The 14413-nt window shown below is 37.2% G+C and carries 13 protein-coding genes and 1 pseudogene; 1 reads left to right on the plus strand and 13 read right to left on the minus strand.

Translation table 11 applies throughout. The annotated features are described in order from the left end of the window. The 11 genes and pseudogenes from AC1DG9_RS13805 to AC1DG9_RS13855 form a co-directional block, all read right to left on the minus strand. Nucleotides 1–456, minus strand: a pseudogene (locus AC1DG9_RS13805) (glycosyltransferase family 1 protein); the annotation flags it as partial. Continuing rightward, complete coding sequence (locus AC1DG9_RS13810; RefSeq protein ID WP_172662596.1) at nt 453–1049, minus strand: sugar transferase; 597 nt, start codon at nt 1047–1049, stop codon at nt 453–455. The gene AC1DG9_RS13810 and the pseudogene AC1DG9_RS13805, both read right to left, overlap by 4 nt. An 11-nt stretch (nt 1050–1060) precedes the next feature. Beyond that, nucleotides 1061–2302 carry a DegT/DnrJ/EryC1/StrS family aminotransferase gene (locus AC1DG9_RS13815; RefSeq protein ID WP_172662595.1) on the minus strand — a complete coding sequence of 414 codons (1242 nt, stop codon included), beginning with the start codon at nt 2300–2302 and terminating at the stop codon, nt 1061–1063. A 59-nt stretch (nt 2303–2361) separates the two neighbouring features. Beyond that, entirely contained in the window at nt 2362–3468 is a 1107-nt protein-coding gene (locus AC1DG9_RS13820; RefSeq protein WP_288884253.1) for a glycosyltransferase family 4 protein, read from the minus strand. Continuing rightward, nucleotides 3462–4319 carry a glycosyltransferase family 2 protein gene (locus AC1DG9_RS13825; protein ID WP_337715975.1) on the minus strand — a complete coding sequence of 286 codons (858 nt, stop codon included), beginning with the start codon at nt 4317–4319 and terminating at the stop codon, nt 3462–3464. Before AC1DG9_RS13825 ends, AC1DG9_RS13820 begins: the two co-directional genes overlap by 7 nt. A 26-nt stretch (nt 4320–4345) precedes the next feature. Next, nucleotides 4346–5515 carry a DegT/DnrJ/EryC1/StrS family aminotransferase gene (locus AC1DG9_RS13830; RefSeq protein WP_172662592.1) on the minus strand — a complete coding sequence of 390 codons (1170 nt, stop codon included), beginning with the start codon at nt 5513–5515 and terminating at the stop codon, nt 4346–4348. Further along, the gene (locus tag AC1DG9_RS13835; protein ID WP_337715973.1) at nt 5512–6954 is read right to left on the minus strand and encodes a lipopolysaccharide biosynthesis protein; all 1443 of its coding nucleotides are present in this window, start codon (nt 6952–6954) and stop codon (nt 5512–5514) included. The genes AC1DG9_RS13830 and AC1DG9_RS13835 overlap by 4 nt, the downstream gene beginning before the upstream one ends. Before the next feature lie 10 nt (nt 6955–6964). After that, a complete protein-coding gene (locus tag AC1DG9_RS13840) occupies nt 6965–7966 on the minus strand; it encodes an acyltransferase family protein (RefSeq protein WP_477634757.1) in 1002 nt (333 codons plus the stop codon). 16 nt (nt 7967–7982) lie between these two features. Beyond that, nucleotides 7983–8510, minus strand: coding sequence for a UpxY family transcription antiterminator (locus AC1DG9_RS13845; RefSeq protein WP_172662589.1), 528 nt, complete (start codon nt 8508–8510; stop codon nt 7983–7985). 194 nt (nt 8511–8704) lie between these two features. Further along, nucleotides 8705–10999 (minus strand): GumC family protein, encoded by a 2295-nt coding sequence (locus AC1DG9_RS13850; RefSeq protein ID WP_477634758.1) that lies wholly within the window; start codon nt 10997–10999, stop codon nt 8705–8707. Nucleotides 11000–11028: 29 nt separating this feature from the next. Next, nucleotides 11029–11793, minus strand: a complete 765-nt coding sequence (locus AC1DG9_RS13855; RefSeq protein ID WP_337715969.1) for a polysaccharide biosynthesis/export family protein — start codon at nt 11791–11793, stop codon at nt 11029–11031. Between the two features lie 272 nt (nt 11794–12065). Between AC1DG9_RS13855 and AC1DG9_RS13860 the strand changes: the two genes are divergently transcribed. After that, complete coding sequence (locus AC1DG9_RS13860; RefSeq protein WP_337715967.1) at nt 12066–12917, plus strand: universal stress protein; 852 nt, start codon at nt 12066–12068, stop codon at nt 12915–12917. On the opposite strand, the gene AC1DG9_RS13865 is transcribed toward AC1DG9_RS13860, so the two are convergent. Both AC1DG9_RS13865 and AC1DG9_RS13870 read right to left on the minus strand, forming a co-directional pair. Beyond that, the gene (locus AC1DG9_RS13865; protein ID WP_337715965.1) at nt 12911–14167 is read right to left on the minus strand and encodes a DUF2264 domain-containing protein; all 1257 of its coding nucleotides are present in this window, start codon (nt 14165–14167) and stop codon (nt 12911–12913) included. The genes AC1DG9_RS13860 and AC1DG9_RS13865 overlap by 7 nt on opposite strands. Continuing rightward, nucleotides 14164–14413 (minus strand): hypothetical protein (locus tag AC1DG9_RS13870; RefSeq protein ID WP_477634759.1); only part of this gene is annotated, 250 nt, incomplete at its 5' end. The genes AC1DG9_RS13870 and AC1DG9_RS13865, both read right to left, overlap by 4 nt.

The raw sequence follows: 14413 nt of genomic DNA on the forward strand, positions 1-14413 counted from the left end.
GGGTACAAAAGTTGTTTTTTGATCATCCGAAATTGTGTTTAGCCATATCCTTAAGTCATTTACCTTATTTGAAACGGTATAGTAATCAAGGTTTTTTAGTCGCTGTTTTTTCATAAAAACATCAACAAAAGATATAATTGGAAAGTCGCTGGATCCGGAAGAGTCCGCAGCATCAAACCAAATCAGTCTACCTGCTGTTCGTTTCATTTCTGTTAAATACATAATCAGTTCATTCTCATTTTTAGAAGATCTGGTATGTATGTTTTGCCAGCCATCCGCAAAATACCGCGAGTGCAATAGCAAATAATCGGCGTCCCTTAATCTTTTATCATTGTGATCATAGTAAAATTCTACTTTCAAATCATGCTCAAGAAGATTCTTTTTCCAGCGATAAAAATGATGTGATTCGCCATAAAATCTTTTTGATGGCCAATCCAAAACTTTCAATATTTTCATCTTCTAATTATACTTTTCAGGGTATATGAAATGATCTTCAGATCAACCCAAAGGTTGTGGTGATCAATGTATTTTAAGTTCTGAGTAATCTTTGAAGGGATAATGGTGTTAATATAAAAACTCTCTGGGTCTTCGGCTGCTGCAAGCAACTCGTTTTCATCTATATATTGAATGGATGCCCAATCTGTAATGCCCGGTTTTACACTAAGTACTTTTATTTGAGAGGCATCGTACAATTCAACATATTTAAGTACTTCCGGTCTGGGGCCAACAAAACTCATTTCTCCCTTTAGAATATTAATAAGCTGTGGAAGTTCATCTATTTTATATTTCCTTAGCCAGCATCCAACTTTGGTAATACGCGAATCATGATCTCCAATAGTCAACAAACCGGCCCTATCTGAATCAGTATACATCGTTCTAAACTTTATCAGTTTAAAATTCTTCTGATTTAAGCCTACCCGAAGTTGCTTGTAAAAAATGCTCCCTTTTGAATCTAACTTTAAAAGAATAACAACCACAATAAACATTGGCGACAAAAAGAACATACCACCCAATGAGAACACGATGTCAAACACCCTTTTCGCAATCATGTTATATGATTTTATGATAACACTTTAACCAATTTATTGATTTCAACAACCTGATGAACAGCCCCTATAACAGATTCTATAATGAAATCGACCTCCGGATCAGAGAGTTGAGGATATATAGGCAATGAAATCTCGCAGGCGAACTGTTTATAGCTATTAGGATAATTTTCTATAGCATATCCAATGCTTTTGAAATACGTAAGCATCGGCATTGGTATAAAATGTACATTTACGATCACTCCCCAGTTTACCAGGCTTTCAATAATCTGATCTCTCTCAGCCTCGGTAATTCCTTTAATGCGCAAAGGGAAAAGATGATACGAACCTTCTCTTATTTCGTCTTTACCGGTTGGTTCAATAAACCAATCATARGATTTAAATGCGGCACAATATTTTAAGAAAATATTTTTACGGAGTGGCAGCAAGGTATTACTGTATTGTCTTATCTGGGCCAATCCAATTGCAGCGCAAATATCGGGCATATTCATTTTGAATCCTTTAAAAAGAATATCATATCTCCAGTTAGCTCCTTTTGATTTTGCAAATGCATCTTTATTCTGTCCATTTAGCGAGAAAATCTTCAAAAAACTATATTCTTCCTGGTTGTCAAAAGGAGGAGGCAAATTCAAACAGATGCAGCCTCCTTCAGCAGTTGTAATATTCTTAACGGCATGAAAAGAAAAAATAGTAACATCACATTTCTGTGCGGCAGGCAGTCCTTCGTAGGTTGCACCAATAGAATGTGCTGCGTCAGACATCAATAATATCCTTCCCAATTCAGATTGTTTTGCTGTAACGGGTTTAAAAATGCTTTTTATTGCCGGATCATTTACAATTTCACGCAACTCGTTATAATTACATGGTAAGCCTGCAATGTCAACCCCAATTATTGCTTTCGTTTTTGATGTAATCTTACTTTTCACCATCACCGGATCAATAGTAAAATCGTCTAAAATATCCACCATCACAGGTATGGCTCCACAATGCAAAACGCATAAAGCGGTAGCACAATAAGAGTACGCTGGCACAATCACTTCATCTCCGTCGCCTACCCCAAACCATTTCAGCATCATAATTGCTCCAGAGGTCCAGGAGTTCACGCAAACTGTGGCTTTAGATCCCGTTAAATTCAACAACTCATATTCCAGGGCCTTAACTTTTGGTCCCGAAGTGATCCAGTTGGTACGAAGAGAGTCAAGCACTTCATCAATCACTGCCTGATCAATAAATGGAGGAGAGAAAGGTATATTCATATCTTTAAGATTTTAACATTTGGTAAGACTAATAGATTGGTTATTAAACCCTTATGGATTTAAACATGAGTTAGTATTAATTTTTCCCATTTTGCGAAAGTGTTTTCGGGGGAGTTTGTCTGATTAATTAATTGAGCATTTACAGACATTTTTATTTTAAGAGCAGGATCACTCATGGTTCTTTTAATTGCTTCAGAAAGGTATTTTATATTGTTTGCTTTAACCAACAAACCGTTTTCCTCATTTTCTATAATATCAGAAGGTCCAAACTCACAATCGGTAGCCACACAAGCACAGCCTAAACTCATTGCTTCCACAAGTACATTGGGATATCCTTCGTTTCGCGATGAAAGCACAAACATTTCTGCCTGCCTGTAATAATCCTGAAGATTTTTCTGATAACCAATCAGCTTCACTCTATCACTTAGATCTAAATCTTTGATTTGTTTCTCCAGATTTTTACGCTCCCCCCCCTCGCCAGAAATCAAAAGATCTACATCTTTCATTTCCAACCTTTTAAAGGCTTGTATTAATAGATCAAATCCTTTTTGGTGATCTAACCTGCCTACGCTAAGAATGAATTTACGAGGGTAAACTCTTTCTGTACAGGCGGCGCTAAACTGGCTGACCGGATTATTTATTACTTCAAAATTGCTTAGTGCACTAAACGATTTGTTCTTTCTAAAGCCATCAACCATTCCTTTTGAAGGAACAACGATCGCTTTGGATTTACTATAAACCCTTGCCGACAACCATCTTAAGAAATGATTAAGTTGATTTACGGTATAGTCTGGGGTAATGCGTTCAGAAACCAAATAAGGAGTCCTTAAAATATTACAGGTAAGTCCCATCCATATATTGGCAGAGGTCATAAAAGATATCACGCAACTTGGTTTTTCTTTTATAAGGATAAACAGCAGCTTAAAAAGAGTAACTCCACCATACCAAAGCCTAAAAAAAAATGATTGGTTTCGGATATTGGTCACAAGAGAAATGATTTTTATTCCCTTCTCTAAGTGATAAGCAGGTTTAGCCTCATTCAGGCAAACCATTGTAACATCAAAGCCTTTCTTATAAAAGTAATTGCCAAGGTTCGAAATTACACGCTCCGCTCCGCCTCCAAAAAGGCTGTTAATGGCAAAAATCAGTTTATATTTTCTTACCATAGCGAGGTAATTGTTTGGAATGCATTATTGAAATTGAAATACCGTATATCAAACAGGAAATATTGTTTAAAATAAATTTTCAACAGCTCTCTTTTTTGAAGTGAAGAATACTTGAAATTCTTGATTGTGAGGTTAAAATCGCTTATCATTCTTGATTTTCGGATCTTCGGATCTATCATACTCCATATCCCGCCGGTATGGTGCCTGTAGCATGCCATCACTTCAGGTAACACATAAATCTTTTTACCTGTATTTGAAAGCGCATATAGTTTCAAAAGCGTATCTGTACCATAAGTTTCGAAATACCAGCTTTGTTCTGCTACGCCCGTTACCTGTTTAATGTTTCTCATCATCAAAGAGCAGATTCTTGTCTCTTCTCTTTTTCCCAGCAAAACGTCTTTGTAGTCAAATTCCAAACTTACCGGCAAATCTTTAACATAAACAAGCTTGTCAAAATCATCAATCACTTCACTATGGTGACAGCAAATCACATAATCATCATGAGCTTCCAGAAAATCTACCTGTTTCTGTAGTTTAGAGGCATCTGTCCAAAAATCGTCTCCATCGCACATCGCTATGTACTTTCCTTTTGCGCGTCTTACCACGTCAGTTTGGTTTCTTATCGCTCCTATATTGGGGTTATGGCTAATCAGTTTGATCAAATCTGGATACCTTGCACAATAGCTTTCAATGATTGCTTTTGTGTTATCTGAAGATTTATCTTCACCAACCAGGATTTCAAATTTAAAATTGGTTTCCTGCATCAAGAAACCATCTAAAGCCTGAGCAATATACTTTTCGTGGTTATACGTGATGCAACATACTGATACCATTAATTCATGTGTAGGCATAGCTATATTATTTTTTATTATAAGGATTAGACAGCTCCATTTTGTAAGCCGGCGAATACAGGCTTCAGGTTATTTATAGGAATCACATGATTCAATCTTTCGATCTCAGCCGGACGATCATAATTTTGTACCCTTAAAATTATCCTTGTAATCAGGTCCAGGTCACTGGATGTTAAAGTATGATACAGTGGTAAACAAAGAATCCTTCTTGACACTGAATCGCATACGGGCATATGAGGTGAGGTAACAAAAGGCAAAGTAGAAAGAGATGGGTAAAAGTATCTTCTGCAATACACCTTTTCATTCTCCAGCGCCTTTAAGCATCTCAGCATTAAATCTTCACTGTCAAACAATACAGGGAAATACGCATAATTGTAATCAAGGTTTTCATTCAGCTTTGGATACCTGGCCTCCAGATTAGCTAAGGCTTTCCAATAATAAAATGAAAGCAACCTTCTTTTGTCTAAAATTTCATCGATCTCTTTCAGGTTGCATAAACCCATAGCAGCATGAAATTCACAGTTTTTTCCATTTATACCCAACTCAGAAAATTCATCAGGCCCGTCGTGCCCAAAGTTTCTCATTAAGGCCATCTTTTTCAATAAGTCAGGGCATTGAGTAAATACGGCTCCTCCCTCAATGGTATGAAACACCTTGGTTGCATGGAAGCTTGTTGTACTCACATCCCCATAAGCAAATACCGATTTGTTTTTATATTTTGTACCAAAGCAATGTGCAGCGTCATAAATCACCTTCAATGAATACCTGTCTGCAATTTCCTGTATGGCATCAATATCACATGGATTCCCATATACATGGGTAGCAAGAATGGCTGATGTTTGAGGCGTTATTGCAGCTTCAATTTTTTTAGGATCTATATTAAAAGTCTCCTCATCAATGTCTACAAATACAGGTTTGCAGCCTTCCCATACAATACTATTTGTAGTCGCAACAAAAGAAAAAGGTGTTGTAATAATTTCACCTGTCAGGCCAAGTGCTTTAATTGCAATTTGCAATGCAATTGTACCATTCGAAACAAACAGCAAGTGTTTAATTTCCAAATAGTTCTTGAGCTTCAATTCAAGTTCATTTACCAGTGGCCCGTTATTGGTAAGCCACTGACGTTCCCAAATGCTGTGAATGTACTCTTCAAATTCGTTAACTTTTGGAAGAAAAGGTTTGGTTACAGGTATCATCTCTTTAGGATTAATTGTTTAAAATCATGAATTGGTGCAAGTCTTAAAATTGAACTGCTGGCCAGATAAATCAGAGAGAAAAACAGGCCGTCTATTATAATTCTGGTAACATCTAATAATTGGAGTGTGCTGAAGCATAGCGTATCGGCCAGGTAGCATAATATTCCTGCAAAAACAGAGGTTGCAATCATTGGAATAATGTCAATAATCTGCTCTCCTATGGGGTAATTGATCAGTTTTCCGCTATAAATTGAGTTGATGTAATAACCTATAAAATTGAACATCAGCTGAAAATATAGTAAGCCATATATTCCAAAGGGGAACACGCACAAAATGCCAACTACACAAATTGATTTTTTAATAAATTCCAGTTTCAGTATCAGATCGCTCCTTCCCTTTACTTTTAATATGTTAAGGTTATAAGCATGCAAAGGATACATAATACCAGCAATGCATAAGATTTGAAAGTATGGTACTGCCGGCAACCATTTATCTGTAAACAGAAACCTAAATAAAGGCTCTCCTATTACGGCCAGCAAAATCAAAATAGGCGTATTCCAGAAAATAACCTGCTGCATTAATCTTTTATAAACCATTTTTAACCTCAAATCGTCATCGGCAATTGATGCGAACATTGGGTAGGTAACCTTATTTATTACTGCAGATATATTTGCAATAGGGAGCTGGCTAGCCGAATCTGCCCTCGAATAAAAGCCTAGTTGTACAACAGAATAATACTTACCAATGATTAATACATATATATTTCTATAAAGGATATCCAGTAATCCAGTCAGGGTCATTTTATAGCCAAAATAAAAGTGCCTCTTAAAGCATCGTTTACTGAACACAAAACTTGGTGTCCAGCCAGAATAAATCCAATGCATCACTGTGGATAAGAAAGACTGAAATAAACCCATCCAAACTAAACTCCATACACCGTAACCCTGAAGCGCCAAAAAAACGCCTAATAGTCCACCAATCAATACTGCAGGTATCTGAATTTTCATTTGAATTTTAAAATTCATCTCCTTTGTTAACCGTGCATTCTGCACTCCATAAAAGGCATTTATGATAAAATCTAGGGCATAAACCCTAAGAATCAGCGTCAGTACATCCTGATGGTAAAATGAAGCAATCAGCGGTGCAAGCAGGTAAATAATGGCATACAGTACAATACTTCCGCCCAGGTTAAAAAAGAAAACCGTTGAGTAGTCTTCCTGTCCCAGATCTGACGATCGTATTAACGACGATGCCAGACCGCTTTCTAACAAAGAATTACCTATGGCAATAAATACTGTTAGCATTGCGATAAGGCCAAATTCTGCAGGCAATAAAATCCTTGCCAGTATCATGGTAATGCAGAAGCCAATTAGCTGCACACTAAACTGCTGTGTAAAATTCCAGATTAACCCTGAAATTGTTTTTTTCTGTAAAGACATGATAAAGGGTTTATTTCTGAAAGGAACCTGAATACCTGGGTTTATGGAACCTATAGTTCCTTAAAAAATGAAGTATTGGTTTTTCCAAAAACCGGGTTACCAGCCATGCTATGGTTATCATAGAAATGATGCCTATAAAAATTACCAGAAACTCGTTAGAAATATATCGTCCTATTTTTCTCATCAGCACAAAACCTATGTTTTGATGCAGCAGATATAACGGATAGGAAATATAACCCAGAAACACAAAAGGCTTCCATGTTAGCAGCGTAAGCTTGTTATAAACAAATAAGTAGAACAAGCAAAATATGGCAGAGAACACTCCGAAACAAATCAGCGTTGGGTTTTCTATTACACCAGCTAAAAAACACACGCCAATCAAAATGTGTTCGCGCCAGTCCCCTCCATCAAATTTTATCTTGTAAAAAAGAATCCCCGCAAGAAAAAACATCCCATACTGTAAGTTCAGCAAATAAGCGCCAAAAGGTAGCGTAAACAGACTATTGCTTAACATCAGCGTTAGCCATATCACTGCAATTGTCCTCATTTTTCTCAGCAGCCTGAGTTGGAACAAGGCACCCATAAAAGCGTAAAAAAACAGTTCCGGTAYCAGCGACCAGTAAGCACCATCAACATTTTTTATCCCGAAAACCCCTTGTATCATACTCATGTTCATCAAAAGAACCGGGATACTGTTTGTTTCCATTTTAGGATCCTGAGAAAGGTTTACAATTAAAAATGTTATAAAAACACAAATCCAGTAAGTTGGATAAAGCCTCGAAAATCTTTTATAAGCAAAATCTTCTAATGAGGTTTTCCCTTGAAGAGACATAAAGATTACAAAGCCACTGATCATAAAAAACAGTTCTACTCCGTAACGACCAATCTCCCAATCGAATTTTGAAGGATAATTATGGCCAAAATTCATTCTGAACTTAGATGTATAATGGAATATAACTACGTTAAGAGCGGCAATTCCTCTTAAAACATCCAGTTCTTTTAAGCGTACCATAATTCTGGGGTTTGTCTTAATTAATTAATTCAAGACTATTAATAGCAACCTTAGTGGTTAAAACACAACTCAGGCTATCTATTACTACTACTACTGTTCTTTCCTGAATTTTTATAACCCTGCCTTCTTTAAGGTTCATCAATCCCTCTTTAATTTTTACCCTGTCACCAATTTCCAAATATTGAAAAGCCATAACTTCAGTATCAGGGAATATTTCAAGACAACGTTTTATATCCTCTATAACACTTTCTCTAACCTGTGCCGGCTTTCCCATGTAATACACAAAGTTCATTACCCCTAAAGTAACCCTCACTTTAAGTTCCTCTCTTGGGTCTATGTATACAAAAACATAAGAATTAAACAGCGGAAGCTCTACTTCTTTTATCCTATCCGCCCATTTATTCTTTACCTTTCTTACCGGGCAGTAACTGGTAATACCTTGCAGTTTAAGCAACTCATCAACCTTCTTTTCCCATCTAGGGCGAGTGTAGATTACATACCACCTGCGTGGCATATTGGTTCTGATGGTGGACAGATTTTCCATAATTTTGATTTGAGATTATTAATTAGATTGTGGCCGGATACAGCTTCGCTACCTCACTTACATGATTAATTGCAGTTTTAGAGAAAAATCCTGTTGCACACCGTCCATTTCTTGAATATATCGGTCCCTTTTACCGATCTGTCACTACCCCCAACTCACCTAAACTTAATGTATCAGCTAATCCCTATATTAGCCTATCCCGGATAAGCATAGCCACCATAGCGGTAGGCATTCTTATTCTCTTTTTTAGCATCATTAAATACGATCATCGGATTTATTAATCTTCTGTTCTCACAGATCTCTTCAAATATTGCCAGATCTGCTTTGTTTGTATAATTGTACCGAACCAGATAAATACTCGAATCAGCATACTCTGCAAGCGTAAATGCATCAGCTACGTGCCCAATCGGAGAAGTATCCACGATAACATAATCAAACCGTTTTTTAAGCTCATGAAACAAAATTTTCAGTTTATGGCTCATTAGAATTTCTGCCGGGCTCTCAGATATCTCCCCGCAACCAATCACATATAAGTTATCCGATTGAGGGGCTTTTATCAAAATGTCATCAATAACCATGGTTTCCGATTTTAAATAATCAGATAAGCCCAATTTCGTTTTTATGTTCATGTTATTCAGCAAATCGGGCTTGCGCAAATCAAACTCCAGTATCGCAACCTTTTTTTCAACCAGCGACAAGGTAATGCCCAGGTTGATGCTAAAAAAAGTTTTACCCTCGCCTTTTGTGGTAGAAGTTACCAACAGAACTTTGTTGCTCTTATTCGTATTCATGAATTGCAGATTCGACCTGATGTACCTGAATAGTTCAGATATAGTGGTGCTTTTATCTTTATGAACTACAATAGACTCTCCTATTGCTTTATGACTAAGTTCTCCCAGAATCTTTCCATTTATAGCGATGTATTCTACATCATATATATCTTTCACCTTATTGTTCATTTTATCTTTAACATAGATTACAGAAAATGGAACAAATAAGCCGGCTATCATCCCCAGCATGTAAATCATTTGTACTTTTGGTTTTGCAGGAGTAGGATTGTATGCAGGTCTGTCTATGATTTGAGAAGTTGGAATAGTGGCAGACAATGAAAGTTCTGTTTCTTCTCTCTTTTGAAGCAGATATTGATAAAGCGTTGTCTTAACACTCTGTTCCCTGCTTCTTTCCAACAGCCCCCGTTCTATAACCGGAACACTATTTAATTTAGCCGCAAACTGCGATGATTTGCTGTTTAATTTATTTTTCTCTAAAGTTAACCCTCTTCTTATCATACTAAGGTTCTCTAGCAAGCTGCCTTTTAAGCTGGTTAGTTGCTCAGTAAGATTGATCACCAAGGGATTGCTAACGCTACTATTGCGTAACAGCTTTTGTCTTTCAATCTGCAGATTATTATATTTTTCTGTCAGATTTAGCAAGGTTGGATCCTTTAAACCCAATGTACTTGGCACCAATTCAAACTCACTATCTGCATTTTTCAGATAAGAAATTATAGATTGAATAAGACTCAACTGTACTTCGCTTGTCGACAGCTGATCATTATAATTACCCGACGACTGTARGTTCATCTGTGCATCTGCACTCAATTCAGTAATCCTATTGTTTCTTTTGTAGTTTTCTACGTCTTGTTCAACTCCCGATAAATTACTGGTCAGCATTTTTAATTTACCATCAATAAACTTAATGGTATTTAAAGCCATTAAATTTTTATTGCTTACGTTCTCCAGGTTATACCTATAGATCAGCGTATTCAACATATCAACCCCGCGTTGAGGTATAGCATCCAAAACACTAAGAACAATTGTGTTAGCATCTTTAATTACTGGCAAAATAACCAGGCCACTGGAACTGTATGCCTGCGCTAACTGATAAAGATCTACAAAGCCAAAATGTACAGTTTTACCTGAAACCTCAAAGCCTTCCCCCTTTTGAACGACAATAGTGAATTGTKGGCGTGTTATTTTATTACCGAATCTGTAAATGGTTTCCTTGTCTTTTTCCCCTAAAACAAACTGGTCATTATTTATAGCTCTTAAAGTAAGCTTTAAGGCACGTGCTTTATCTGTAAGCTTATCTACCACAACTTCCATTGGCAGGTTTTTACCATACAATTCCTGTGTTTTTAAAGGAAGATTATAATGATACCTCACATTCATTTTAAGATCAGATAACACCTTATAAATCAAATCTCTTGACCGCATCACCTCCATTTCATCATCAACAGTTTTAGAGGTCTTAAACATATTCAAATCACTGAAAGCGGTTCCTTTTAACAGACCATCCCCTTTCGAGTCGTCCTGAACAAGCAGTGAGCTGGTGACCTTATATTTAGGTACCTGAGTTTGAAGATAAAACCACGCCCCACCTAAGCCCAGCAGTAGTGCAAGTCCAAAGAAATACCAATACTTAGCATATTTCATAATCTGAGCCTTTACGTCGGGGCTGTTCGTCGGATTTTGTTTGTTGTAAGCCATCACAATAAGTTTAAAAGATTAACACTGCCTTACTTATTCAAAAAAGTTGTCGCCAATACCGCCACAGCAGAGATTGCTGCAACAATTAGTGGCATTAATCGGTTGTTACTACTTACTTCAACTGATTTTGCTTTATCAGGCTCTACATAGATTACATCATTTTGCTTTAAATAGAAGTACGGAGAATTAAGCACGTCTTTACTATTCAGGTTTACCCGCTCCATCCTTCTCTGCCCATCCAATTCTCTTATCAGTAAAACATTTTCTCTTTTGCCGTAAGGTGTCATATCGCCCGCTAAGCCAAGTGCTTCGAGCAGATTTATTTTCTCACTGGTTACTGTAAAAGTTGAGGGGTGGTTAACCTCTCCGATTACGGTCACTCTAAAATTCATAAACTTGATATTTACAATGGCATTCTTCACATACTTATTAAGTTCAGATTCCATTAATGCCTGTGCCTGCCCTACAGTTAAACCTTGTAATTTGACTTGACCCAAAACAGGGAACTTCACAAATCCTTGTTTATTCACCCTGTAACCTTCTCTTTCGTATATTCCACCTACTGTTGGATTACTTGGAACAGAAGCAAATAAAATATTAGATTCGGGGCTGGTACTATTAACTGTAATACCCAGCACGTCATTTTGAAGTATGGTGGGCTCTCCGGCATCTAAAACCTGTGAACTACTTTCGCTGGCTCCTTTAAGATCACTGAAATAAACTAAATTTCTTTGTCTGGAACAGCTACTTAATATAATTAACATTAAGTAACAGAAGAGGTGTTTTAGATTCATAAAATATAATTTAAATTAAACACAATAAATGTTTGATTAAATACTATGATATGAATTTACACACTTATTATAATCCGTGAACCATACTTTAACTAGTTGTAAACCATTTTGTAAAAAGTTCACAGTTTATTGCACATACCTGTGAAATATCTTTCACAATAAGTAGTTATAAGTTTCTCACAACCTGTGTGATTACTCAGTCCTGCTTTTTAGAAAAGTAAAACATTCTGCTCACTATAATTGTTATCAAGAGGCGAATAGGGAGCAAATCCATGAAAACGATCATCATTGCCACTGATTTCTCTGCATCTGCATTAAATGCAGCACGGTATGCAGCATCGTTAAGTAAACAGCTTCATGCTAAACAAATCTTGTTATATCACTCCTATGAATTACCTGTTGCTACCGAGATTCCATTTCCTGAGAATAGAGATGCACACATTTTACATGAGAAAAGCATCACATCTCTTAATAATGTAAAAACGGCAATTTCGGATCTGTGTGCAGAAGATACCGCTATCGAAATCTTTACCGACGACAGTCCCATAATAATGGGCCTAGAACAGCTTTCAAAGCAATACCCCGATCCTTTTGTAGTTATCGGCATTACAGGGAAAAGCAGAGGACTTACCGCCTTAATAGGTAGTAACACAATAAGCATTGTTAAAAGCGTATCAATGCCCATTCTTGTTATTCCTAATGAGTCGAGTTACACAACTATAAAAAACATGGTGTTAAGTTGTGATTTGAAAGAAGTAAACGAAACCAGCCCGGTAAATACCATAAAGTCATTTATGCATGCTTTAAACACCAGGCTTCTCCTGCTAAACGTTGATCATAATGAATCAGCTCATTTTAATCCTGATCGCATTATAGAACAATATAACCTTCACAAGTTATGGGATAATGAAACTCCGGAATACCACTATACAGATAATCCGGACGTTGCATTAGGAATCATGGAGTTTGCAAAACAGTACGCCTCAGGTATAGTCATAATAGTTGCAAAAACGTATGGCTTCTTTGAGGGGCTATTTCATAAAAGCATGACAAGAAAACTTGCTTTGAATACGCAATTACCCTTATTAATATTAAAGGAAGTCCACCAAAAAGTCCATCAATAATCTACATGATAATCTTTTTGAAAAGACTTACCGCTCCAGGCGCTCTTTGCAGTCCAGTCTGCAGGTGCTTGTGTCCAGAACAAATTAGTTTCAGGTAAGCCCAATGGCAAAAATGAAAGCGTAGCCATATAAAGGCTACCTGTGGATGTATAGTAATCTGCAATATCTGGTTGATGTCCACAAAAACCCAGAGTTAGCCAGTTATTCTTATCAAAAGTTCCTGGTATACTATACATATTCTGTTTAACTTTTGTTAATGCACACCGAACTTGTGCTGGCAAAATAGATTCAGGAAGCTTTTCCATTAGGGCAATCTGACTTAAGGCCTGAAAAGCACCTGTCCTATAAGTAATGGAACGGCCAATTGGAGGGTAAGTACCTTCCGGAGAAATCATTCTTTCCTGGCCTACTGCATAACGTTGCATTCTGATTAATGCAAGCTCATAGCTTTTCTCTTCTGCTAGCTTATGATCAACTAAAATCCGAAGCGTATCAACCATCATTGGATGTATTACAAAGGAATTGTAATAATCAAATGCCAGATTAGGTCCATCGCCATACCATCCATCGCCTTTGTACCAGTCATTCAGGCTATCAACTCCATTTGTTATCCGGACATGGTCATATTCCTCTCCAATAGAAAGCAAAAATGCTTCCGTAATAGCGCCAAACAATAACCAGTTACTGTTAAATGGCTTTCTGTTCCTCAGTGATTTAAATGAGGATACGATCCGTTGCTTAGTTAATGAATCAAGAGGCTCCCATAAAGCCTTTGGTGCCCTTAAAAATGCCTGCGCCAGGTAAGCAGAATCCACAATAGGCTGATAGTCCTTTGAGAAATTTAAAAGATCGGGGCTTGATGGATCAAAGCATTTGTTTAAACCAGTAATAGCGTCTGCTCTCAGTTTTTTTCTCAATACAGCTTCCCTGGTATTGTCATCTGGCAGCGCAATCCACGGGGCAATCCCCGCATAAGTGCGACCTACCGCTTCAAGGTAGGTAACACTTAACGATCTGGAATCAAAAGTTGGCGACTTCTCAAGCGGCATATTTTTCTTCAATGTTCCGCTGGCCAGATTGGAAACCACCGGGCTGGCAATTTTATATAAAAGCTCGCACCAGTATTCCCGGTCATTCCTATATGGGCCTAAGCGATTAGCTTTGTATTCAGCAGCCAAAAGTTGTGTTGAACTCACTACGCCGGCTGCCGTTGCAAATGACATCGCTTCTATAAATTTTCTTCTTCTCATATTTTGGCTTTATCATAATTATTTTCACCACTGCGCTCCTTTTTCTTTGTTTCCAAAACAATCACAAAGGGTTTACTCTGGCTAGCGGGGTTGGCATAAACAAAGTATTCATTGGTGTGCACTTCTTCTACTTTTAAAACCTGGTTCTGGTCGGCAAGCAGATAAGATTTGGCAATCGCAGTTTTAGCAGGTAATTTAACACGATAAGCGCCTGATACCGGAATGTTAAAGACCACCATATATATC

The sequence above is a fragment of the Pedobacter sp. 05L430 genome (assembly GCF_056397585.1).